At 67.0% G+C, this 445-nt stretch carries 1 protein-coding gene; it reads right to left on the bottom strand.

What is annotated here, in order from left to right; genetic code table 11:
* The coding region (locus HWY05_RS37940) for an ATP-binding protein (RefSeq protein WP_244146813.1) at positions 1–445 on the bottom strand (445 nt) is incomplete at both ends.

The following is a 445-nucleotide window of genomic DNA, read 5'->3' as shown; positions in this document are numbered from 1 at the left end:
CCGACCTCGGGAAATAGGCCTTCACCGTGGTGCCGTAGCCCACCTCGCTGTAGATGCGGATATGGCCGCCGCTCTGCTTGACGAAGCCATAGGCCATGCTCAGGCCGAGCCCCGTGCCGGCGCCTTCCGACTTGGTGCTGAAGAACGGATCGAAGGCGCGGGCCAGGATCTCGGCGGGCATGCCCACGCCGTTGTCGGTGACGGCCAGCATCACGTACTGCCCCGGCGGCACGTCCGATTCGGCCGCCACGTAACGCTCGTCGAGCGCCTCGTTCTCCAGCTCGAGCGTCAGCTTCCCGCCTTCGGGCATCGCCTCGCGGGCATTCACCGCGAGATTGAGCACGGCGTTCTCGAACTGATGCGGGTCGATCATGGTGTGCCAGAGCCCCGGCGCCACCAGCGTCTCGATGTCGATCGACTGGCCGAGCGTGCGCCTGAGCAGGTC

This window comes from Paraburkholderia sp. BCC1876 (assembly GCF_902833695.1).
Lineage (GTDB): Bacteria > Pseudomonadota > Gammaproteobacteria > Burkholderiales > Burkholderiaceae > Paraburkholderia.
The sequence above is the reverse complement of the archived record's forward strand: the minus strand, read 5'-3'. Positions and strand labels throughout refer to the sequence as shown.